At 37.2% G+C, this 21,689-nt stretch carries 23 protein-coding genes and 2 tRNA genes; 2 read left to right on the top strand and 23 right to left on the bottom strand.

The annotated features are described in order from the left end of the window. Positions 1-105: 105 nt before the first annotated feature. From DVJ99_RS02220 to DVJ99_RS02135, 18 genes are all read right to left on the bottom strand, one after another. A tRNA-Gly gene (locus DVJ99_RS02220) sits at positions 106-179 on the bottom strand. Between the two features lie 30 nt (positions 180-209). Next, positions 210-292 (bottom strand) — tRNA-Leu (locus tag DVJ99_RS02215). Between the two features lie 280 nt (positions 293-572). Beyond that, on the bottom strand, positions 573-1,028 hold the full coding sequence (locus DVJ99_RS02210; protein WP_114602977.1) for a SprT family protein: 456 nt from the start codon (positions 1,026-1,028) through the stop codon (positions 573-575). A 7-nt stretch (positions 1,029-1,035) separates the two neighbouring features. After that, the gene (locus DVJ99_RS02205; RefSeq protein ID WP_114602973.1) at positions 1,036-3,186 is read right to left on the bottom strand and encodes a Tex family protein; all 2,151 of its coding nucleotides are present in this window, start codon (positions 3,184-3,186) and stop codon (positions 1,036-1,038) included. 118 nt (positions 3,187-3,304) lie between these two features. Then, positions 3,305-4,075, bottom strand: a complete 771-nt coding sequence (sigB, locus tag DVJ99_RS02200; protein ID WP_114602972.1) for an RNA polymerase sigma factor SigB — start codon at positions 4,073-4,075, stop codon at positions 3,305-3,307. Further along, the gene (gene rsbW / locus DVJ99_RS02195; protein ID WP_105994294.1) at positions 4,050-4,529 is read right to left on the bottom strand and encodes an anti-sigma B factor RsbW; all 480 of its coding nucleotides are present in this window, start codon (positions 4,527-4,529) and stop codon (positions 4,050-4,052) included. The genes sigB and rsbW overlap by 26 nt, the downstream gene beginning before the upstream one ends. Position 4,530: 1 nt before the next feature. Continuing rightward, positions 4,531-4,857 (bottom strand): anti-sigma factor antagonist, encoded by a 327-nt coding sequence (locus DVJ99_RS02190; protein WP_114602971.1) that lies wholly within the window; start codon positions 4,855-4,857, stop codon positions 4,531-4,533. 75 nt (positions 4,858-4,932) lie between these two features. Further along, positions 4,933-5,934, bottom strand: a complete 1,002-nt coding sequence (locus DVJ99_RS02185; RefSeq protein ID WP_114602970.1) for a SpoIIE family protein phosphatase — start codon at positions 5,932-5,934, stop codon at positions 4,933-4,935. Positions 5,935-6,225: 291 nt separating this feature from the next. Next, positions 6,226-6,576, bottom strand: a complete 351-nt coding sequence (locus DVJ99_RS02180; protein ID WP_031262808.1) for a type II toxin-antitoxin system PemK/MazF family toxin — start codon at positions 6,574-6,576, stop codon at positions 6,226-6,228. Continuing rightward, positions 6,573-6,740 (bottom strand): type II toxin-antitoxin system antitoxin MazE, encoded by a 168-nt coding sequence (gene mazE, locus DVJ99_RS02175; protein WP_114602969.1) that lies wholly within the window; start codon positions 6,738-6,740, stop codon positions 6,573-6,575. The genes DVJ99_RS02180 and mazE overlap by 4 nt, the downstream gene beginning before the upstream one ends. Before the next feature lie 80 nt (positions 6,741-6,820). Continuing rightward, positions 6,821-7,975, bottom strand: coding sequence for an alanine racemase (alr, locus tag DVJ99_RS02170; protein ID WP_114602968.1), 1,155 nt, complete (start codon positions 7,973-7,975; stop codon positions 6,821-6,823). An 81-nt stretch (positions 7,976-8,056) separates the two neighbouring features. Next, positions 8,057-8,410, bottom strand: coding sequence for a holo-ACP synthase (gene acpS, locus DVJ99_RS02165; protein ID WP_114602967.1), 354 nt, complete (start codon positions 8,408-8,410; stop codon positions 8,057-8,059). Continuing rightward, a complete protein-coding gene (locus DVJ99_RS02160) occupies positions 8,411-8,914 on the bottom strand; it encodes a PH domain-containing protein (RefSeq protein ID WP_240430804.1) in 504 nt (167 codons plus the stop codon). Then, on the bottom strand, positions 8,883-10,382 hold the full coding sequence (locus DVJ99_RS02155) for a PH domain-containing protein (RefSeq protein WP_114602966.1): 1,500 nt from the start codon (positions 10,380-10,382) through the stop codon (positions 8,883-8,885). Before DVJ99_RS02155 ends, DVJ99_RS02160 begins: the two co-directional genes overlap by 32 nt. Beyond that, positions 10,375-10,839, bottom strand: a complete 465-nt coding sequence (locus tag DVJ99_RS02150; RefSeq protein WP_162912126.1) for a PH domain-containing protein — start codon at positions 10,837-10,839, stop codon at positions 10,375-10,377. Before DVJ99_RS02150 ends, DVJ99_RS02155 begins: the two co-directional genes overlap by 8 nt. Before the next feature lie 134 nt (positions 10,840-10,973). Further along, positions 10,974-12,482, bottom strand: coding sequence for a degradosome RNA helicase CshA (gene cshA, locus DVJ99_RS02145; RefSeq protein ID WP_114602964.1), 1,509 nt, complete (start codon positions 12,480-12,482; stop codon positions 10,974-10,976). A gap of 325 nt (positions 12,483-12,807) precedes the next feature. Then, a complete protein-coding gene (locus DVJ99_RS02140) occupies positions 12,808-14,172 on the bottom strand; it encodes a UDP-N-acetylmuramoyl-tripeptide--D-alanyl-D-alanine ligase (RefSeq protein WP_114602963.1) in 1,365 nt (454 codons plus the stop codon). A 15-nt stretch (positions 14,173-14,187) separates the two neighbouring features. Further along, positions 14,188-15,258: a D-alanine--D-alanine ligase gene (locus DVJ99_RS02135; RefSeq protein ID WP_114602962.1), complete on the bottom strand. Its 1,071-nt coding sequence runs from the start codon at positions 15,256-15,258 to the stop codon at positions 14,188-14,190. Positions 15,259-15,501: 243 nt separating this feature from the next. On the opposite strand from DVJ99_RS02135, the gene DVJ99_RS02130 reads away from it, so the two are divergent. Further along, positions 15,502-16,710 carry an FtsW/RodA/SpoVE family cell cycle protein gene (locus DVJ99_RS02130; RefSeq protein WP_114602961.1) on the top strand — a complete coding sequence of 403 codons (1,209 nt, stop codon included), beginning with the start codon at positions 15,502-15,504 and terminating at the stop codon, positions 16,708-16,710. A gap of 72 nt (positions 16,711-16,782) precedes the next feature. On the opposite strand, the gene DVJ99_RS13065 is transcribed toward DVJ99_RS02130, so the two are convergent. The 5 genes from DVJ99_RS13065 to csoR all read right to left on the bottom strand — a co-directional run bounded on the left by DVJ99_RS13065 (position 16,783) and on the right by csoR (position 20,030). Continuing rightward, positions 16,783-16,923, bottom strand: coding sequence for an Lmo0850 family protein (locus tag DVJ99_RS13065; RefSeq protein ID WP_023016106.1), 141 nt, complete (start codon positions 16,921-16,923; stop codon positions 16,783-16,785). A 74-nt stretch (positions 16,924-16,997) separates the two neighbouring features. Continuing rightward, on the bottom strand, positions 16,998-19,196 hold the full coding sequence (locus tag DVJ99_RS02125; RefSeq protein WP_240430803.1) for a heavy metal translocating P-type ATPase: 2,199 nt from the start codon (positions 19,194-19,196) through the stop codon (positions 16,998-17,000). 93 nt (positions 19,197-19,289) lie between these two features. After that, the gene (locus DVJ99_RS02120) at positions 19,290-19,496 is read right to left on the bottom strand and encodes a copper ion binding protein (protein WP_114602959.1); all 207 of its coding nucleotides are present in this window, start codon (positions 19,494-19,496) and stop codon (positions 19,290-19,292) included. 19 nt (positions 19,497-19,515) lie between these two features. Continuing rightward, positions 19,516-19,722: a putative copper chaperone CsoZ gene (gene csoZ, locus DVJ99_RS02115; RefSeq protein WP_114602958.1), complete on the bottom strand. Its 207-nt coding sequence runs from the start codon at positions 19,720-19,722 to the stop codon at positions 19,516-19,518. 14 nt (positions 19,723-19,736) lie between these two features. Next, positions 19,737-20,030, bottom strand: coding sequence for a copper-sensing transcriptional repressor CsoR (gene csoR, locus DVJ99_RS02110; protein ID WP_105994307.1), 294 nt, complete (start codon positions 20,028-20,030; stop codon positions 19,737-19,739). A 162-nt stretch (positions 20,031-20,192) separates the two neighbouring features. Between csoR and cls the strand changes: the two genes are divergently transcribed. Next, positions 20,193-21,674 carry a cardiolipin synthase gene (cls, locus tag DVJ99_RS02105; RefSeq protein WP_114602957.1) on the top strand — a complete coding sequence of 494 codons (1,482 nt, stop codon included), beginning with the start codon at positions 20,193-20,195 and terminating at the stop codon, positions 21,672-21,674. The last annotated feature ends 15 nt before the right edge of the window (positions 21,675-21,689 follow it).

Raw genomic sequence — 21,689 nt, 5'->3', positions numbered from 1 at the left:
GCTCATAAAAACTATTTGTTATAAAACGTTTAAAACGTTTGTTAATTTTGGAATTAACGTTGACATATTGTCATTCAGTTTTCAATGTTCATATAAAATCATTTTTGGAGCGGGTGATGGGAATCGAACCCACAACATCAGCTTGGAAGGCTGAGGTTTTGCCATTAAACTACACCCGCATAATAACTCGTGTAATCAATGAAATTTGATGCGGCCGAGAGGACTTGAACCTCCACGGGATCTCTCCCACTAGGCCCTCAACCTAGCGCGTCTGCCATTCCGCCACGACCGCTTGGGTTAAATTCATCAATTACTTAATTTAACAACGTACTCTATTGTAATACTTTCGTAATCTCTTGTCAATAACTTTTTAAAAGTTTTTAACAAGCCGTTAAAGTTCGTTTCAAATTTTTAATGTGTTTTTTTAGGACATGAACTATCATATAACATTCATTATCCTAAGTCAACATGAAACCTCGATTTTTTTCATCTTTTTTCAAATTTCTTCTGAAAACAAAGAAATGCTGTGCATTAAGACAATTTCAAGCCTTAATGCACAGCGTTTATTTTTATTATTTCAGTTTCTTAACCAGCTGCAGTTTTCCATGGCAATGGCCGCATACCATTCTCTGTGTGTTCACTTTTTTAATTCTTGGAAATGATTTTTTGCATTTTCTGCACTGATAAATATAATTTGCTCTTTCTTCATAGCTTTTTACCGCACTGCAAAACCTCGGTGCACCGACTTGCTGACTTAATTGTTTAAAGTCAGCATCTTTGTGCTGGTACCCCCTTTTTTGCAGATGCAGATGGTAGTGGCACAACTCATGTTTGATAATGTCTATGATTGCCGCTTCGCCAAACTTTTCATATTGCTTCGGATTAATCTCGATATTATGAGATTGCAGTAAATATCTGCCGCCTGTTGTTCTTAGCCGGTTATTAAAATACGCTTGATGTTTAAACTCCCAGTTAAATACTTCTTTGGAAATCTTTTCTGTCAGCTGCTGCAATCTTTCATTATTCATCCATTGCTCAGTCATTTGGATTAATCATCGTCAATGAAACTTTATTTTTAACTGTATCTGTATCTAGCACCCATACATCTACAATATCACCGACATTGACTACATCCATAGGGTTTTTCACGAAACGTTTAGAGAGTTGCGAAATGTGTACTAAACCATCTTGTTTTACACCGACATCTACAAACGCTCCAAAGTCTACAACGTTGCGTACTGTTCCGCTTAGCTTCATTCCTTTGGTTAAATCTTCTAAAGACAATACGTTCGATTTTAAAATCGGTGTTTCGTATTCATCACGCGGATCTCGGTTCGGCGCAATTAAAGCTGAAACGATATCTTCAAGTGTCGGTAATCCTACCTCTAACTTTTCAGCAGCTGCTTTCATATATATTTTGCTCAGTGCATCTTTTAATTGTTTTGTGCCTAAATCCTCTGCACTCAGACCTTCTTGTTCCAGCAATTGATAAGCTATGTTATAACTCTCTGGATGAATCGCTGTATTATCGAGCGGCTCTTTGCCATTAACGATACGCAAGAAACCAATACTTTGTTCAAAAGTTTTCGGCCCTAAGCGTTTAACTTTCGCAATTTGCTTATGATGATCAATCGCACCGTTTTCTTCACGGAAATCAATAATATTCTGTGCGATTTGCGGAGATAAACCTGATACGTGCTGCAGTAATGAACGTGATGCTGTATTAACATCTACACCGACTTGGTTAACTGCTGTTTCAACAACAAAATCTAATGCATTTTCTAATGCCTTTTGATTCACATCATGCTGATATTGCCCTACACCGATAGATTTCGGGTCGATTTTTACTAATTCGCTTAATGGATCTTGTACACGACGACCGATTGACACAGCACTGCGTTCCTCAACTTGGAAATCAGGGAATTCAGAACGTGCAATTTCAGATGCTGAATAAACAGAAGCCCCTGCTTCATTTACAATAATAAATTGCACATCTAAGTGATGCTTTTGAATCAAGTCCGCCACAAATTGTTCTGTTTCTCTGCTTGCTGTACCATTTCCGATAGCAACAAGCTTCACATCGTAATCATTTACAAACTGCAAGAATGTTTTTTCTGCTTGCTGCTTTTTATTCACAGGCGGATGCGGATACATCACACCTTTAGCAATAAATGTTCCGTATGGATTGATTACTGCAAGTTTGCATCCTGTTCTGAAAGCCGGGTCGACACCCAAAATTTGTTTGCCTTTCAACGGCGGCTGCAATAATAAATGTTTGAGGTTCACACTGAAGACCTCAATAGCATGATCTTCAGCTTTCGTTGTTAAATCAGAACGGATTTCTCGTTCGATTGAAGGCATTATCAAACGTTTCATGCTATCTTGTATAGCATCTTTGATATATTGGCTGCCTTCATGATTGCCTTTGACTTCTTGTCGTTCGATATCACGTTCGATGCTGCTCGTATCCATTTCTATTTTAACGGTTAATACTTTTTCCTTTTCTCCGCGGTTCATTGCTAAGATACGATGATTTGCGACTTTATTGATGGGTTCTGAGAAGTCATAATACATTTCGTATGTCTTTTGTTCATCTTCAGCTTTTTTCTTTTTCTGACTCGTAATCAAACCGCGTTTTTGTGTTTGCGTTAAGATTTTATTTCTGTATTTAGGATTATCTGATACCCATTCAGCGATAATGTCTTGTGCTCCTGCTAATGCTGCTTGTGCACTTTCTACTTCATCATTGATAAAAGCTTCAGCATACTCAGCAGGTGATTGATCGATACTTTTTTGCATCAGCCATTTAGCTAAAGGTTCCAATCCTTTTCTTTTTGCTTCTGTGGCACGTGTCTTTTTCTTTTGTTTAAACGGTCTGTATAAATCTTCTACACGCTGCAATTTAGTTTGTTTTAAAATATCAGCTTTCAATTGTGCATCTAAAAGTCCTTGTTGTTCAATATTATGTAAGACTTCTTCTTTTCTTTTTTGAAGCTGCTCCATATAGTGGTATTCATCCGCTATTTTTTTGATTTCAACTTCATCTAATCCGCCCGTACGTTCTTTACGATATCTCGCAATAAATGGAACGGTATTATTTTCTTCTAAAAGTGCAAGCACTTCTGTAATTTGTTTGGTAGAAAAGTTATGTTGTTTTTCGATTGAGTTAATCAATTCTTTATTCAATATCGGCACCTCAATTTCGTTTTCTTGATTCCATAATAGCACAAAATACAAACAGGACTGAAATACATGAATACGTACTTCAGTCCTGTTATAAGATTCATATTTACAACAAGCTGCTTTATTTCTTTGCTGCTTGCTGAAGTTTTTTAATCGCATTGCGCTGCAAGCGAGAAACATGCATTTGGCTTAAACCAATGCGTTCACCTGTTTCTTTTTGACTTAATCCTTCGATAAACGTACATTGAATGATTTCACGTTCTCTGTCAGATAATATCGGTAAAATTCTTTCAAGAATCATGCGTTTTTCTGTTAAATCATAACCGTCTTCTTGTTCACCCATAATATCCAGCAGTGTCACTGTTGAACCGTCTTTGTCCGCTTCAATGGAATGATCCACACTTAAAGCATTATAGCTTTGTCCCATCTCCATTGCTTCGAGCACTTCTTCTTCAGTGACTTCTAGTTTGTCTGCAATTTCAGCAATTGATGGCGAACGCTCAAGTTCATTAGTCAATTCATCTGTAGTTTTTTTGATTCTCGGACCAATTTCTTTAATTCTTCTTGGAACATGAACGCTCCAAGTCTTATCTCTTAAATATCTTTTGATTTCACCGATTACAGTAGGCACCAAGAAAGCTTCAAACTTTCTTCCGAAGTTAATGTCGAATCGATTGATTGCACCTATCAAGCCTACCATTCCTACTTGAACCAAATCTTCGTGGTGGGATTGTCCCTTTGAATACTTAAAAGCTAAAGATTCAATCAATTTCTGATAATGTTTGACAAGCTTGTCTTGGGCACTGGTATTTTCATTATTTTGATGCTGTCTGATCCACTCGTTGATTTGTTCTGGTGAAATATCGTTAGTTGATTTCGACTCTTTCGCCATTATTGTGCACCTGCTCTTTTTTTATATACTTAATCATGCTTATCGTAACACCATTGTCTTTGTTTACTTTAACTTCATCCATAAGTGATTCAATTAAGAACAAACCAAGGCCGCCTTCTCTTAAAAAGTCGATGTTTTCATTTTGTTTATATGGCCCTAGTTCTTTTTTCTTTTCTTCATAGTCGAAACTTTGACCTTGGTCAGAAATCACGACTCTGATTTTATCTTCGTAAATTTCAAAGCATAAATAAATAGAAGTATCTGTATCTTCGCCTTTATAGGCATGCTTGACTGCATTTGTTACTGCTTCACTCACTGCAATTTTTGCATCTTCAATATCATCGTATGAAGCACCGGCACGTGAGAATACACCTGACAGTGTTAATCGAATTAAACTGACATATTCAGCTTGTGCAGGTAACTTCATTTCAATTACATTCCGCTTCGCTTCCATGTCATTCTACCTCCGATCCTTCGTTTACATGCATTAAGTCGCTTAAGCCTGTAATTTCAAATAAACGGCTGATGCGCTCAGAAGCACCGATAATATATAATTCTTTATCATTTTGATTTAAAGCTTTCAATGTTCCAACAAATAAACCAAGACCTGTTGAATCCATATAGCTGACATTCGTTAAGTTAACATGAACATCATGTGTACCTTCTTGTTTAATAGGTGACAAGACCTTTTCTAAATCAGGTACAGTATAGACATCCAATTCTCCTCCGACCTTAATTTCATAATACTCATCATGTTTTTGTGTCTCTATATTCAAGTTCATTCAATGATACACTCCAGTCTGTTCATATTTCAAACACTTATCTACCCGTTTTATTAAAAAGTTAATCACTTTTATTTAATTTACGCGCTTAATAATTAAAATTGTTAAGTCATCTCGTTTGCCTGAAGGCTGAATGCCTAACAGTTCTTCATATAATAGCTGTACAATGTCTTGAGGATGCAGATTTTTGTATTTATGTATGAAATCTAACAAATAATCTGTTTCAATAAATTTGCCGTTTTCATCCCTGATCTCAGTCACACCGTCTGTAAAGATAATAATCAAATCGTCTAAATAAATCGGAATCTCTTGCTGCTTATAACGCTCTAATTGTTTGACGCCTAATACTCTGCCTCTTACAGAAATTTCTTCAAATTCATCTTGTTCAGCTCTGAAGATATAACCAGGCTCATGTCCGGCTGAGCTGCAATACAATAAATGATTCATTTCTTCATACAAGCCGTAAAACATAGTCACGAACATATCTTGGTTGACGTTCTTTTCAACAACACGATTCAATCGTTTTAATCCGTCGCTTGGTAATTGCGAATGCCCGTAGGAATCCATACCAAACTTAATCATACTCATTGCAAGTGCTGCAGGAATCCCTTTGCCGATAACGTCAGCAACTGCGAAACTCATTGTCCCGTCTTTATGATCGATTAAATTAAAGTAATCTCCGCTTACCTTTTGTGCAGCTACGGAAATAACCCCGATTTGAATACTGTCAAATTGAGGTATCTCTGTTTGCAGCATCGTTTGCTGTAAACGAGAAGCTAAATCCATTTCCTTGTCATGGTAGTAAAGTTTATCTACCATTTCTTGGTAATCTTGGTAGCTGAAGCCATATGCATTTGCAATTATTTTCAATAACTCGAACGTTGCCAGAATTTCATCTCTATTTAAATCCATTTCGTTGGCACATTCACGTTGAATATCTAATACATCTTCTGCTTGAATGTCCTTTTCGATGATTTCTTTGCCGAACGCTTCGAATTGGTTCGTTATCTTTTCTTTATCATAGGACTCTACATATGATTGCATCATTTGCAAATACCTTTTTTTAAAATCCTTCATTGTATCGCCCTCTCTATAAATGTCAGTTTTTGCCCAATATTCTGTTTAATCTACATACTAAATACACATGAAGTTCATCATAGAAAAAGAGGAAAAAAACAAATTTCAGCATCATAGTAAGAATGCTGTATTACGCTATGATCATAGTCGAGCAATAAGCAAAATTGCTAAGTTAGCTGAAATCGTTTTTTAACCTCTTAACTTAATTTCATGAGATGAACTGGATTGTTCAGCAAGACTGACATATCCGTTTGTCATTTAGTTGTTAAATATCAAGTTTGCAATCGGTTCTTAATTTTTATGAGTTAAACCCAAACTGATTCCAATCGCATTGTCAATTTCTTTCATCTTTTCATCTGAAAGATAAGTCAGTTTCTCTTTCAAACGTTTTTTATCAACTGTTCTAATCTGTTCGAGTAAGATAACAGAATCTTTGTCTAATTTATATTTACTCTTTTCAATTTCCACATGTGTTGGAATTTTTGCCTTGTTAATACGGCCGGTAATTGCGGCTACAATCACCGTCGGACTGTACTTATTGCCAGTGTCATTTTGTATAATTACAACAGGTCTAACTCCCCCTTGTTCAGAACCTTGCACTGGTGATAAATCAGCTAAATATACATCGCCTCTCCTCATCATTCATCCTTGTGGAATGCAAGATAAGATTCGTTGCAATCACAGGCTTCACATTCAACTGAAAATGCCTCCGTTGCTAGGGAGAGATTTAAATCAGCCATTTGTGAATAGCCTTCTTTTAATGACTGTTCCAAACTATAAGTTCTATTCTGATTAAAAGTTGACATAAGTAAGACCTCCAAGAAATAAAGAACTGCTAAATTAATATTCAAACTAATGATAACAAATTTCAAAATTCATGACCATACTATTTTTGTAATTCGTTGACAATATCAAATAATTTTTCAGGTTCATAAATTCTTGGTACACGACGGCTGATACGGCATAACACTTCATAATTGATTGTTTGCTGTTTATTCGCCATCTCTGTTAATGATTCCAGACCCTCGTGTTCACGGTTGAGCAAAGTTGCTGTATCACCGACATGAAACGTTTCATCTTCAGGTAATTCAACCATCATCTGATCCATGCAGACTCTGCCGATAATCGGGCAATGATGCCCTTTGATTTCAACTGTCGCACCTTGCATCATACGCGGAAAGCCATCTGCATAGCCTACACCTAATACAGCTGATTTCACTTTATGATCCGCTGTATAAGTAGAACCATAGCTGACTGTATCACCAACATTCAGTTGTTTGACTTCCATAATTTCAGTCTGCCATTGTGCACATGGATAAAGTACCGCATGTGTCTTTTCTCTTACATATTCAGATGGATAGTAACCATATAATGCAATACCGGTACGTACCATGTTGCAAATCGGTGCTTCATGCAAAATAGTACCTGCAGAATTTTGCGCATGTACATACGGCGGATGCGGTAAAGTATTTACCCATTCTTCAAACATTTGATATTGCTCTGCAGTATGCGGACTATCTTCATCAGCTTGAGCAAAGTGTGTAAACACACCTTCAAAAATCAGATGTTCATGCTGCTCGATCTCTTTAACAATCTTTTGATAATCCTCTACCGACTTGATACCTAAACGCCCCATACCTGTATCGATTTTGACATGCAGCCATAAATCCTTTTCAACAGATGTATCAATTTGTTCAATCGCTGCTTTCAGCCATGAATATGATGGTACTGTTAATGCGACACGATGTTGAATCGCTTTATTAATATCATGCGGCATTACCACACCTAGAATTAAAATTTTGGCATCAATGCCGTTCATACGCAGTTCGATTGCTTCATCTAATGTTGCTACCGCAAAGAACTCTGCGCCGTTGTCTTCTAAACAGCGCGCAACTTTGACACTGCCCATACCATAGGCATTCGCTTTAATGACAGGCATCACTTGTTTATTGGGTTGTAGTTTACCTAGTACTTGATAGTTTTTTAAAATTGCTTCTAAATCTACCTTAAGATACGTAGGCCGATAAAATTTATCCGCCATAGTGTCATCTCCTTTAAAAACCGTTAAAATGTATTACTACTATAATACTACTTATCACACTTTAGCAATACTCTTATTGTACTAAATCTTCTCTAGTATCACTTGGCTTGTCGCATAATTTTCAGTATGCGAGATGCTGACATGTACTTTAAATCCTTCATATTCTATATAAGGTCTGCCTAATTCATCATTTTTGCAATTGATAGCTTTAAAGCCGATGCGTTTGCCGATCCCTGTCCCCAAGGCTTTGCTGAAAGCTTCTTTGCATGCAAAACGTCCTGCTAGAAATTCTGCTTTTCTCTTTTCATGTGAAAATGAATTGAATTTCTCAAGCTCATCTGCACTTAAAATCTTCTCCGGCAATCTTTTTTGGCGTTCCAGCATCGTTTGAATACGCTCGATTTCAATTAAATCAATTCCGATTCCGTATATCATTTACTCACCTGTTTCTATATCATACTCATTTAAAGTTTGAGAACTCTGTTTGATTTCATCCATTATAGCTTGCGCTGTAGTTCTATTAATTAAAATAATATCACTATTCCCGCCGGCTGTGGATAAAGTAAGTGTTGCCAGCTGCCATTTGCGCATGATCCATCCTTCAGTAATATCTATGTTTTGAATTCTGAAAAGCGGAATATGTTTCAAGCTGACAAACAGCATGCCTTCTTGTACGATTATCTTTTTGTTTTCAAGCACATAGCCATGCTGCTTCTTTTTCAGCCATGGATTAATAAGACAGTCGATGATAATAGCAATCACAATGACACAAGCAGTTATGATAAAGTTCCATTTAACAGCTCGCTCTGACGTGATGTGCCACCAGTATAAGTCTAAAAAGGCAAGACTAAGCAATACCAATGCAATCAATGCTGTGCGTATTAACCCTGCAATAACAAGTACTTTCTTACCCTCTTGTGCCATTCGATTCAGTTTCATCATAACCCTCCTTGATATACCATTGTTTCAAACGCTCCGCTTCTCGGTCAGGAATAAACCGCAGCCCGATATCTATACTGGATAAACCGCGTGCAGCCTTAAAGTTGAAATCAGCCAACTCGGCATGCTGCATGAAAAGATTTTGTGCTTTTTCAAAACCGATGATTTTATCCTTCTTCACATAAAAATATCGTGTCCGCAAAAGCTGTGTTTTCTTCAATGTTAATAGCGATGCATCTGTCATATAGCCAGAATAAAGCACAGTCATGATACTGTTCACAATAAACAACACACTTATGAACGCTGCTAAAACGAGATACCACACTGACCAGAAATACGTACAAATTCCGCCAGCAATCAATAACAAAGCCACACCGATTTGTGCATGTCTGCGTATCCCGCCTTTAGGCAATCCTGTCGGTACATCTTGAAATGCCATAGACGGTACCAGCTGCTGTACCATTTCATAGGCTTTTTGTCTTTTTATAAACGGTAAAATCACAACATCTCCTGATGCAGATTCTGATTCTTCAGAGCTGTGTCCATCGCTTGTAATAATAAACGAAATAGAGGTATACCCCATAAATCTGCGTATAAAGGATTGCTTTTCAACTACTGCTTGTATTCTGCGAATGGGTACGTTCACAGTTTTAACACTTAATAATCCATGTTTGATATGCAGCTGTTCATTTTCTTCAGTCAATGTATAACCATAGCTGCGTACAAATTCTATAATGACACCGATAATGTAAGCCGCAAGCAGCGCTGTAATGATAAGACCTGCCACAGCCACATAAGCCGCATGTGCAATCCATTCGAAACGATCAAACAAACTTTCCCATGGAATGATTTCTTGGAATGTCCCGAGTATTGGTGTCAGTGTAACTAACGCAATACCGATTGATCCGCTGGAAAGTGCCATTAAAATCAATTCTTTCAGCGACAATTTAAAGAGCAATTGCTGCGATTTTGATTCATCTTTCGCACCTTCAACTGTTTCATTTTGTTCTGCCTGCTGATCATTGGCATACTGTACGGCTTTAATATTTTGTTCTATGTCTTCAAATTGCTTTTTAGAGACAATTTCTAATTGGATACTATCGCTTGGTGTTTTGATTTCCATAATCATGCCGCCGAAGATTCGACTGATAATATCTTGTGAAGAGTCAAAGGATTGAATACGTTGAATATCTAATTCTTTACGTTTCTTATTAAAAACCCCTTTTATAACAACAAAGTGATGACCTTCTATCCAATAGCGCGTAGAATATACCGCTAATGCATTGATGATAAAAGAAATAAGGAAGATTCCTATCATCATTGCAGGCCAAATATATTCTCGGACATTCGTAAAGTTAAAATCCTTAATATTAATAAGGAACAAAATAATAACGATGATATTTTGTTTAATTGTTTTAATCAAACCTGTGAGATAAGACAATGGATGCAGTTTCTGAGGACTATACATCAGCATCCACCTCCTCAAGCTTTTGTATACAAATCTTTTCTACTTCTTCTGCCGTTGTTCGCATCAGTAACGGCAGTTCGATTTCATGTCCTGCTGTAACCACAACAATACGGTAAAGTTTAAATAGTCTAAGCAATGGTCCGCTTTTTCGTTCGACATATTGAATACGATCAAACTTTACAATCTCTTGTTTCTTAAAGAAGAAATCTTTAATCGCTGAAATATTTGTGCTTTCTATTTGATAATGACGATATTTCCAAAGCAGCCAAGGCCGAATACATAAATAGAGCAGCTCAATTACCAAGAGTACCAGCAAGAGGTTGATAATCCAGCTGTTCCAATGAAAATAATTACTTATCCATCTGATACCTAAAAAGATAAGCAGATAAAAAAGAAACGCTATCAAAAAACGCGTGTAATAATATTGTATAACACGACGAGGACTTTGCTGTTTCATTTTTATGCCTCTCCTATTCATTTTAATTTTACTATTAATCATAGTTTAACAATGTTCCACCTCATTTTGTAACAACTTTATGTAAAAAAACCGCTCCGAAATTAATCGGAACGGTAACATTTTAATCACGTCTATTATTTTTGCAAGTCCGCAAATGTACGGCCTTTAATCGGTTTCTTATGGTCTTTTTTATCGTTGCGTTGTTTCTTGTTGTTGAATTTGCCTTTGCCGCGACGGTTTTTGTTATCGTGCTTGTTGTTAGAACGTTTATTTGAAGGTTTGCCTCCGCGACGAGGTCCTTTAGAATTTTGACGTCCTTTTCTTGCTAATGGTTTTTCGAATGTTAATTGTACTTCTACTTCATCATTCGCTTCCACTAACTCTTGTAATAATGCTGCGACTAATTCAACATCATTGTATTCATTCAATAATTGAGATGAAATGTTTTGCAGACGTTCTGAATGTTCATGAGACATCCATTTTTCTACTTTTTCTTTAATGTCGTTTTCGCGTGCACGCAATACTTCTTTACGATGCGGCGGTCTTAAAGCTCTCATTCGGCGGTTGTTTGTTTGTTCGATTTGACGGATATAATCCATTTCAATCGGGTTCACAAATGTAACTGCGATACCTTTTTTACCAGCACGGCCTGTACGTCCGATACGGTGTGTATAACTTTCAGTATCTTGAGGAATATCGAAGTTGTATACATGGCTGACACCTGAAATGTCTAAACCACGTGCTGCAACGTCTGTAGCAACTAAGATGTCGATTTGGTCATTTTTGAATTTCTTCAAGACTTCTAAACGTTTTGCTTGTGTGATATCGCCATGCAAGCCTTCTGCTTTATAACCTTTAGAAATCAACGCACTTGTTAATTCATCAACACGGCGTTTTGTACGACCGAAGACAATCGCAAGTTCTGGTTGATGTACATCTAAGAAGTTTGTAAATGTTTCGAATTTCTCTAATTCTTTAACAATCGTATAGTATTCGTCAATTTGCGGATCTGACATTTCGTTATTCATTGTTTTAACAATTTTAGGGTCTTTCATAAATTGCTGCACTAATGCTTGAATAGCTTTCGGCATTGTTGCAGAGAATAACATTGTTTGACGATTTTCTGATGGAATATTATCCATAATGAATCTCATATCATCGATGAAGCCCATGTTCATCATTTCATCCGCTTCATCAATAATCAATGTGTGAATATTATCAGTTTTTAATGTACGGCGATTTAAATGGTCAATCACACGTCCTGGTGTACCCACTACGATTTGAGGGCCTTTTTTCAATGCTTTGATTTGACGGCCGATCGGCATACCGCCGAATACTGTCACAACTTGTACGCGTTGTCCGCGGCTGAACGCTCTTAACTGTTCAGCTACTTGCATTGCTAATTCGCGTGTAGGTGCTAAGATCAGTGCTTGAATACCGTCTTTTCCTACAACTTTCTCGATTAATGGAATACCAAACGCTCCTGTTTTACCTGTACCTGTTTGAGCTTGACCTAGAATATCTAATCCGTGCAATGCAAACGGAATACTGTCATTTTGTATAGGAGTCGGTTCTTCGAAGCCCATATTAGCAAGCGTTTCAGCAGTTTTTCCTGAAACACCTAAATCTATAAATTTTTGCAAAATAATTCTCCTTTATATATGGTCGAGACGACTTTGATGATTTTGTGCTCTCTTCAATCCAGTAGATATACATCATCTATAAGTTTCATTTTCATCCTAAAAATGATAAAAAATGAGCGGTTAATAATTTAACATTCATTCTGTATGAATTACAGAACTTGATGAGCACCCGCCCCCACCTGTCTTTAATTTTTCATCAACTTCTATATAGTACCACCTTGAGACCATTATAGCAATAACGCAAATTCCTCTTAAAAACAAAAAAGTTAGTAAGATGATAGGAGTTCTCGTATTGAGAATTTTTCACCATCTTACTAACTTTGTATTATTTCTGTTCTAATAGTGCTTGTGCGACTTCTTCTAAAGCCATGCCTCTTGAACCTTTGATTAAAATATTATCTTTAGGCTGAGCAGCTTGAAGAACTGTATCAATCAAAGCTGTTTTATCATCAAAATGCTGTGCCGATTCTACAAATGCTTGACCGGCTTCATGAATGTGTTTCGCTTCTTCGCCGAAAGTCAGTAATATATCGATGCCTTTATTTTCTAAATAAGCACCGACTGACGCATGCATCTCTGCACTGTTTTCACCGAGTTCTAATACATCTGCTAAAATCAATAGTTTGCGTCCGTCCATTGCTGCGAGTGTATCAATAGCCGCTTTCATGCTTGTCGGGCTCGCATTATAAGCATCATTAATCACAGCAATTCCTGAGTCTGTACGATGCAATTCCATACGCATTTGTGTTAATTGTACTTTCGCAATGTTTTCTTTGATGACTTCATATGATAAACCTAACAATTTGCCTACTGTAATTGCAATCGCTGCATTGCGCATATTATGCGTACCTAAAATCGGTATTTGATAATGTTCGCTGACGTTTAAACTGAACGCAATACCGAATGCATCATGCTGATCTACACTGCAGACCACTTCATTCTCAGAACCTAATCCGATACTGATCGTTTGTTTGTCTGCTAACGTATTGACGTGCGGCACTAATAAAGGCTCGTCTCCATCATAAAGTAATACACCGTCTGGTTTTAAACCGGCTACTATCTCAAACTTCGCTCTTGCAATACCTTCTCTTGAACCCAGGTCTTGCATATGCGATTCGCCGATATTCGTAATTACCGCAATATCCGGCTGTGCAATTTCAGATAATAGTTCAATTTGATGGAAGCCTGACATACCCATTTCTAAAATAGAAATTTCAGTATCTTGATCTAATTCAAGAATCGTTAACGGCATGCCGATTTCATTATTATAATTGCCTTGTGTCTTTTTCACTTTGAAGTTAGGTTTCAAGACACTTTCAATCATATCTTTTGTTGTTGTTTTACCATTAGAACCTGTGACCGCAATCACCTTAGGCTGTACAGACTGCAAGTATGCTTTTGCAAGCTCTTGCAATGCTAATAATGTATCATCTACCCAGATGATAGGTCCTTCTACTGGTGTCTCTGGTTTTGCGTCGTTTTGGTAAAAGGCAGCACCGGCACCATCTGCCAATGCTTGTTCAACAAAACGGTGCCCGTCTGTATTTTCCCCTTTAAACGGAATAAATAAATTGCCTGCTTCAATTTTTCTTGAATCAATTGCTGCGCCTTTAATCGTATGTTCTAAATACTGTTCATCAATTTCACAGGGAATCCATTCTTTAATTTGTTTTAATGTTACTTCTATCATTACAAGTACACTACCTTAATCAATTTTATATTTGTTCTTTTGTTTTTCCACATGTTTCTCTTTCGCAAGTTCAATCAGTTTCGTAATCAAGTCAGCATAGGATAAGCCCATGCCTTCCCATAAACTTGGATACATACTGTATTTTGTGAATCCAGGCATAGCATTCGTTTCATTAATATAAATCTGGTTGTCTTCTGTCACGAAGAAGTCTGCACGCAATAAACCAGCACAGTCAGTTGCTTTAAAGGCTTCAACTGCCATGTTTCTTAATGTTGTGCTGACTTCCGGATCTAGTTTTGCCGGAATAGAAAGTTGGATATTGCCGACTAAGTACTTAGATTTATAATCGTAGAATGCAACATCTTTAATAACCTCGCCAGGTTCTGTAGTCTCAGGATAATCATTGCCTAATACAGCAACTTCGATTTCACGTGCTACAACACCTTGCTCAATTACAAGTTTTCTGTCGAATTGGAAAGCTTCATCGATACCTGCTTTTAATTCTTCTTCATTATTACACTTGCTGATACCTACACTTGAACCTAAGTTTGCTGGTTTTACAAAGACTGGGTACTCTAATTTATCATGGACAAGTTTTAAGATATTGCTTTGATATTTTTCATACTCGCTGCGTAAAAAGCTGACATATGGAAGCTGCGGCAGCCCTCTATGTGCAAAAAGCTGCTTCATTACTAATTTGTCCATTGTACTAGATGCAGCAAGTACGCCGTTGCCGACATACGGTAAATCCAATACTTCAAACAGACCTTGGATAGTTCCATCTTCACCATTTGGTCCATGCAATAACGGGAACACTGCTGAATATGGCTGTCCAGAGCTGCTGTTTGTAAGCAAGCTTGAAATTTCACCTTCTTCTACATCTTCTAGGCGTAAAGTTTCAGTATCTTCAATGCTTTCTGTGATATTATCTTTCTTCTTCCAAGAACCGTCATTTGTAATGTAAATGATGTCTACTTGGTAATCATCTTTATTGATAGCATTTAATACATTTTGCGCAGTCAAAATCGATACATCATGCTCTGCACTCTTTCCACCATAAATGATACATATATTTTCTTTAGCCATGTTCTTTCCTCCAAACGCATTATTAAACTTTATTTTATCACGATTGCCTCACTTATTGCATGTCAAAGCTGAGAAAGAAAATTCACAATTTCATGAAACGGTATATAATAGGAAATAGCTACAGGTAAAACATTAAATATGCTATAGTTTTTCATAGAGAGAAATAATAAAGGCAGAGCGGTTACAAGCGGCTTGTCATCATTTCTGCCGATGTGAAATTGTGGATTAAAGGAGATCTAATATATGAAAGCTTCACGTCAACAACCTAGTAAATCATGGTTACGGCGCATTGACTGGGTTTTAATTGCCATCTTGCTGATATTTGCAGCAATCAGTATTTTATTTATTCAATCCGCTATGGGCGGCGGTCAATATAGTGCGAACTTCAGTATCAAACAAATTATCTATTACATATTCGGGTTTATTATCGCACTGGGGATTATGGTTGTTTCGCCTAAAAGGATTATGAAATATACGTATACTTTATACGGCATTTTATGCTTTTTGCTTATTGTCTTGCTGATTATGCCGGAAACAGCTGTTACGCCGACAATCAACGGCGCAAAAAGCTGGTACAGTTTCGGACCAATCAGTATCCAGCCGTCTGAATTTATGAAAATCGTCTTGATTTTAATGCTGGCAAAAATCGTATCGCGACATAACAAATACACATTCAATAAATCATTAGAAACAGACTTCAAGCTGTTCTTCAAATTACTTGTGGTTTCTGGTATTCCGATGGTATTGATCTTCCTTCAAAACGACTTAGGTACTACATTGGTTTGTCTTGCTATTGTCGTTGGAGTACTGATTGTCAGCGGTATTTCTTGGAAAATCTTGGCACCTATCTTTTTAACGATTTTATCTATCGGTGCTTTCTTTATTCTTTCCATTATCTTTAAACCTTCATTAATAGAAAATGGATTTGGAATTAAAACATATCAATTAGGACGTATTGCTTCATGGTTAGATCCTTATTCTTATAGTTCAGGCGATGGTTACCACTTAACTGAATCACTCAAAGCTATCGGTTCAGGCCAATTATTCGGCAAGGGATTGAATCATGGTGAAGTCTACATCCCTGAAAACCATACCGACTTTATCTTTTCAGTTGTCGGTGAAGAATTCGGCTTTATCGGAGCAGTGGTACTGATTATTCTATTCATAGTATTAATGTTCCACCTTGTACGTTTAGCTACGAAAAATACTGTGATTTATAATAAGATTTATATCATCGGCTTTATGACACTTGTATTGTTCCATGCAGTACAGAATATGGGTATGACAATACAACTCTTGCCGATTACAGGGATTCCGCTTCCATTCATCAGTTATGGAGGAAGTTCTTTATGGAGCTTAATGACAGGTGTCGGTGTGATTCTATCTATTTATTATCACCAACCTGTACCTTACCAACCCGACTTCTTGCGTTCTAAATCATATAATCATTAATACACAACAAACAAAAAACCGGTTATCGGTCGAACATTTTACAATGTCCGAATCGATAACCGGTTTTTATTCTTACTTTAATTTAGGTGTCGCAACTGATGTATTAGGCAAAGTATGCATAATTTCTAATCTTGATTTCGTTTTCTTAATATTAACACCTAGCGAAGATAACAATTGAACGACATTACGTAGTTTATCTGTATTATTATTCATTCGTGTTCACCCCATCTTCGTATTACAAATGATTGTTACTTACATTCTACCCTAAAAATTTTCCTATTACTACATTAATTTTGTAAATTCTTTTGATATTTAACCTTTTGAAGTCGTAATGCATTGAGTACGACAGAGACAGAGCTGAATGCCATTGCTGCACCAGCTACCCATGGGGCTAATAATCCGAATGCTGCAATTGGAATACCGATTGCGTTGTAACAAAATGCAAAGAATAGGTTTTGTTTGATATTTTTCATAGTTTTGCTGCTCATGCCTAGAGCCACTTCCACTTTTTCGATATCTCCGCCGACAATCATAATATCGCCTGCTTCGATAGCAATATCTGATCCAGTACCCATTGCTAAACCAATATTGCTTTTAGCAAGTGCCGGTGCATCGTTGATACCGTCACCGACCATCATGACATACTTGCCTTCTTCTTGAAGTTTCGTAATCTCATCTGCTTTATGATCTGGTTTGACACCTGCAATAACACGTTGAATACCCAGTTCTTCTGCGATTGCTTCTGCAGTGCCTTGGCTATCACCGCTCAGCATTACAATTTCATAATCAGGATTCAAGTGTTCGATTAATGCTTTCGCACTTGATTTCGGCTCATCTCTTAAAGCAATCATACCTGCAAATTGGTCATCAATTGATGCAAGAACGACTGTTGCGCCTTGTTGCTGCAATGTTTCGATTTGTGCTTCTAATGCTTGATCCCATTCTTTTAAATCAGGTTGAATAAAGCTTTGCGATCCGACTTTGACAGCTTGTTGATTAATTATACCGCTGATACCATTGCCTGGATGTGTTTGATAATTTTCTACAATTAAATTAGGCACATCTTGATAGTATTCAGTGATTGCTTGAGATAAAGGATGTTCAGATTGAACTTCTAAACTCTTCACTAACGTACCGAATTGCTGATTATCTGTGTTATCAATGACTTTATACACAGAAGGCTGTCCTTCTGTTAATGTTCCTGTTTTATCAAAGACAATCGTGTCCACATTTTGTGTTTGTTCTAGTGCCTCTGAAGATTTGAAAAGCACACCTAATTCAGCTGAACGTCCGGAACCTGCCATGATTGAAGTAGGTGTCGCAAGCCCTAATGCACAAGGACAAGCAATCACAATCACAGCGATAAACACTTCTAAACTAGATTGGAAATCAAGCGGTGTAACAAAACTGAACCAGATAATAAATACGACTAAAGCAATGCCTAGTACTGTTGGTACGAAGATACCTGAAATTTTATCTGCTAATCGTTGAATGTTTGGTTTTTCACCCTGAGCTTCTTCAACGATTTTAATGATTTGATTCAAGACTAAATCATCGCCAGTGTGCGTTACTTTAACTTTAATGAAGTTGCCGTGGTTTAAAGTTGCACCGATGACTTCATCACCTGCTGCTTTATCTACAGGAATACTTTCACCTGTCAGCATCGATTCATCGATACTAGTATCCCCTTCGATTATTTCACCGTCTAAAGGCACATATTCGCCGCTTTTAATCAGCAAGATATCGCCTTGTTTTACTTGGTCGACAGGCACTTCTACCGTTTCGCCGTCTCTTTCTACACGCGCTTCTTTCACTTGCAGCGAAAGCAGTTTATTGATCGCATCGCTCGCATGTCCTTTAGCTTTTGCTTCGAAATATTTGCCTAGCAGTATCAATGTAATTAATACAGCACTGGTTTCAAAATATAACGGAATATGCTGTTCGCCTGCATGGATAATCCACATATAGATACTGTAAAAGTACGCAGCCGAGGTACCTAAAGCAACGAGTACATCCATATTGGCACTTTTATTGCGCAAGGCACCATAAGCACCTTTATAGAATTGCCAACCTAAAATAAATTGGACAGGTGTTGCTAAGATGAATTGGAACCAAGGTTCAGTCATCACATGAGGCAGAGGGATAAAGCTTAAGAAGCTGAAATGCCCTACCATCGTATATAACAATGGCAGTGATAGTATCATCGCAATGACAAATTTCATTTTTTGACGATTCAATTCTTTTTGTTTACGCTGTTGTGCTTGGTCTGCCGTTTCTATCGCAATCGGTTCATAACCTAGTTGTTTCACTTTCTCGAAGATTTGCTGTATATCGACGTTATCTTTATCAAAAGCAACAGATGCTTTTTCAGTCACAAGGTTGACGTTAGCTTGGTCAATCCCTTCTGTACGGCTGAGCACCCGCTCGATACGTGCAGAACAAGCAGCACAGGTCATGCCCGAAATTTTAAACTCTGCTTTTTCCATTATTAATTCACTCCTATACCCTGTAGAGGTATATTATTCTTTGAAAAAATGAGGCTCAGTTACATCCATAACTTAAGCCTCTATTCACCTTTATTATTTTACAACATCGTAACCTGCATCATAAATTGCTGATTCTACTTGAGATAACACTGCATCGTCACCGTTGTATGCAACATCTACAGTATTTGCATCAGGATTTGCGTCGACTTTATCTACGCCTTCTACTTTACCCACTGCATCCTCTACTGCTGCTTTACAATGTCCGCAACTCATACCTTCTACTTTTAATTGTTTTTCCATAATAGATCACTCCTTGCCATTAATTTAATATTTGATAACCTTGATCGTAAATTTCTTTCTCTAAGTTATTCAAACTGATAGGTGTTTTAAAACTTGCTTTTACTTCATTCGTATCAAGATCAACTTGTACTTCAGAAACACCAATCATCGCTTCAAGATGTTCTTTCAGTGTTTCTTGCTGTTCTATCGTTTCCATTCCGCTGATGCGAATCACACTAGTTTGCATGATAAACTCCTTTATTAATCTTTAATTAATTTTTGGACGGTCACAAGCAATTCTTCCATTGCTTCTTCAGGGTTGCCATCATCCACTTTGTGCATAATACAACCTTTCATGTGATGATCGAGCAATCTGACCGCTACACTGTTCAATGCAGAACGTGTTGCTCTGATTTGTGTCAATACATCATCGCAGTAGACGTCTTCATCTATCATACGATTAATGGCTCTGACTTGGCCTTCAATACGATTAAGACGTGCTTTAAGGTTGGATTTAATTTGTTCAGAATGATGTGCTTTATCAACTTGAGCCATATCATAACCTCCCCGTCCTAGTTTTGCTTTCACATTCATCATATACCCTATATAGGTATATGTCAAACTATGTCGTATCTATCACCGCTGTGTTACAATAAGTTCATTATCAGTTGATACTAACTTACAAATACTGCTGGTAAATGATGTGGAGGTTACATTATGTATAATTTTGATTTCGTACCCTATCAAGCGAACTTAGCCATTAATATTATCTTGATAGCGTGCTTTGTATTAAACCTTATCTTCGCATTTACTATTATTTTTATGGAAAGAAGATCAGCAGGTTCGATTTGGGCATGGATTCTAGTACTTGTATTTCTGCCTGTAATTGGATTCATTCTCTATTTACTGCTCGGACGTCAAATCCAAAAAGATCATATCTTCTCATTAGACGAAGAAGATCGGATTGGTCTAGAAGCGATTGTCAATGAACAATTAGAGGCATTAAAGACAGCTGAATTCTCTAAAGGGAACCATGAAATCGTTAAACACAAATCAATGGTACAAATGTTGTTGTACAATAACTCCGCATTCTTGACAACAGACAACGCAATGACCATTTTTACAGATGGCCATGAAAAGTTTGATGCATTAATCAAAGATATCGAGAATGCCAAAGATTATATCCATATCGAATATTACATATTCAGAAACGATAAGCTCGGAAAACGTATTTTACAAGCTTTAGAAAATAAACTGAATGAGGGCTTAGAAGTGAAGATGCTGTATGACGATATGGGTTCCAGAGGTTTAACATTGAAAGACTTTGATGAGTTCCGACGTAAAGGCGGACAAGTAGAATCTTTCTTCCCTTCTAAACTGCCTTTGATAAACTTCCGTCTCAATAACAGAAATCACCGTAAAATAGTAGTAATCGACGGCACAATCGGCTATGTCGGCGGCTTTAATGTCGGTAAAGAATATTTAGGTTTATCTAAACGTTTCGGTTACTGGAGAGATACGCATTTAAGAATTGTAGGAGATGCGGTCAACGCGTTGCAGCTGCGTTTTATTTTAGACTGGAACTCGCAAGCAAAACGTGACAACATCACGTATTCAGATCGCTACTTCCCTGATATTGATACAGGCAGTTCCATCGGGGTGCAGATTGCATCCAGCGGTCCAGACGAAGAATGGGAACAAATTAAATATGGTTACTTGAAAATGATTACTTCAGCGAAGAAATCTATTCAAATTCAGTCCCCTTACTTTATTCCAGACCAAGCCTTTATGGATGCTGTGTCTATTGCAGCGCTCGGCGGTGTTGACGTTACCATTATGATTCCGAACAAACCGGATCATCCTTTCGTCTTCTTTGCGACATTAAAAAACGTAGCATCACTGCTTGCTTCTGGTGTTAAAGTGTATCATTACGACAACGGCTTCTTGCATTCGAAAATGATGATTATTGATGATGAAGTCGCAAGTGTCGGTACCGCGAATATGGATCATAGAAGCTTTACACTGAATTTTGAAATCAATGCATTTATTTATGATAAACAAATTGCAATGCAATTACGTAATCAATTCGACAAAGATTTAGAGTTCTCTTCTGAACTAACACAGGAACGTTATAACCAGCGCAGTCTTTGGGTGAAATTCAAAGAAGCTATCGCGAATTTAATTTCACCTATTTTATAACTTAAAAGGAGTATG

Source organism: Staphylococcus sp. EZ-P03 (assembly GCF_003344575.1).
GTDB classification, from domain to species: Bacteria; Bacillota; Bacilli; order Staphylococcales; family Staphylococcaceae; genus Staphylococcus; species Staphylococcus simulans_B.
This window is presented reverse-complemented; position numbering and strand designations above follow the sequence as displayed.

Bases quoted from the DNA above. Each gene is read 5' to 3' on its own strand.
- acpS (WP_114602967.1), bottom strand. From the start codon at position 8,410: ATGATATACGGAATCGGAATTGATTTAATTGAAATCGAGCGTATTCAA.
- csoR (WP_105994307.1), bottom strand. From the start codon at position 20,030: ATGGCTCAAGTTGATAAAGCACATCATTCTGAACAAATTAAATCCAAC.
- DVJ99_RS02130 (WP_114602961.1), top strand. From the start codon at position 15,502: ATGAAAGCTTCACGTCAACAACCTAGTAAATCATGGTTACGGCGCATT.
- csoZ (WP_114602958.1), bottom strand. From the start codon at position 19,722: ATGCAAACTAGTGTGATTCGCATCAGCGGAATGGAAACGATAGAACAG.
- DVJ99_RS02185 (WP_114602970.1), bottom strand. From the start codon at position 5,934: ATGAAGGATTTTAAAAAAAGGTATTTGCAAATGATGCAATCATATGTA.
- rsbW (WP_105994294.1), bottom strand. From the start codon at position 4,529: ATGGAAGCGAAGCGGAATGTAATTGAAATGAAGTTACCTGCACAAGCT.
- cls (WP_114602957.1), top strand. From the start codon at position 20,193: ATGTATAATTTTGATTTCGTACCCTATCAAGCGAACTTAGCCATTAAT.
- DVJ99_RS13065 (WP_023016106.1), bottom strand. From the start codon at position 16,923: ATGAATAATAATACAGATAAACTACGTAATGTCGTTCAATTGTTATCT.
- mazE (WP_114602969.1), bottom strand. From the start codon at position 6,740: ATGTCAACTTTTAATCAGAATAGAACTTATAGTTTGGAACAGTCATTA.
- DVJ99_RS02150 (WP_162912126.1), bottom strand. From the start codon at position 10,839: ATGAAACAGCAAAGTCCTCGTCGTGTTATACAATATTATTACACGCGT.
- DVJ99_RS02120 (WP_114602959.1), bottom strand. From the start codon at position 19,496: ATGGAAAAACAATTAAAAGTAGAAGGTATGAGTTGCGGACATTGTAAA.
- DVJ99_RS02210 (WP_114602977.1), bottom strand. From the start codon at position 1,028: ATGAATAATGAAAGATTGCAGCAGCTGACAGAAAAGATTTCCAAAGAA.
- DVJ99_RS02190 (WP_114602971.1), bottom strand. From the start codon at position 4,857: ATGAACTTGAATATAGAGACACAAAAACATGATGAGTATTATGAAATT.
- alr (WP_114602968.1), bottom strand. From the start codon at position 7,975: ATGGCGGATAAATTTTATCGGCCTACGTATCTTAAGGTAGATTTAGAA.
- DVJ99_RS02140 (WP_114602963.1), bottom strand. From the start codon at position 14,172: ATGATAGAAGTAACATTAAAACAAATTAAAGAATGGATTCCCTGTGAA.
- DVJ99_RS02155 (WP_114602966.1), bottom strand. From the start codon at position 10,382: ATGTATAGTCCTCAGAAACTGCATCCATTGTCTTATCTCACAGGTTTG.
- DVJ99_RS02180 (WP_031262808.1), bottom strand. From the start codon at position 6,576: ATGATGAGGAGAGGCGATGTATATTTAGCTGATTTATCACCAGTGCAA.
- DVJ99_RS02125 (WP_240430803.1), bottom strand. From the start codon at position 19,196: ATGGAAAAAGCAGAGTTTAAAATTTCGGGCATGACCTGTGCTGCTTGT.
- DVJ99_RS02135 (WP_114602962.1), bottom strand. From the start codon at position 15,258: ATGGCTAAAGAAAATATATGTATCATTTATGGTGGAAAGAGTGCAGAG.
- DVJ99_RS02160 (WP_240430804.1), bottom strand. From the start codon at position 8,914: ATGAAACTGAATCGAATGGCACAAGAGGGTAAGAAAGTACTTGTTATT.
- sigB (WP_114602972.1), bottom strand. From the start codon at position 4,075: ATGGCGAAAGAGTCGAAATCAACTAACGATATTTCACCAGAACAAATC.